The following is a 271-nucleotide window of genomic DNA, read 5'->3' on the forward strand; positions in this document are numbered from 1 at the left end:
CTTCGATTTCTTTTCCTCCGGGTACTTAGATGTTTCAGTTCTCCGGGTTTGCTCTCTAATAAATTAGAGTGACATGTCTTCAACATGCCGGGTTGCCCCATTCGGACATCTGCGGATCAATTCGTGTGTGCCGATCCCCGCAGCTTTTCGCAGCTTACCGCGTCCTTCTTCGCCTCTGAAAGCCTAGGCATCCGCCATACGCCCTTAACGATTTCTTTCCTATTTATTGGTTACTCAAGCACTCGTAAGTGCTCGGTTTTCTCTTTGTGAT

1 rRNA gene is annotated in these 271 nt (G+C 48.0%); it reads right to left on the reverse strand.

The window, feature by feature from the left end:
- Nucleotides 1-218: ribosomal RNA gene (locus tag SCA31_RS23495) — 23S ribosomal RNA — on the reverse strand; the annotation flags it as partial.
- Nucleotides 219-271 lie beyond the last annotated feature (53 nt).

The organism is Chryseobacterium sp. SIMBA_028, assembly GCF_046535285.1.
Taxonomy (GTDB): Bacteria; Bacteroidota; Bacteroidia; order Flavobacteriales; family Weeksellaceae; genus Chryseobacterium.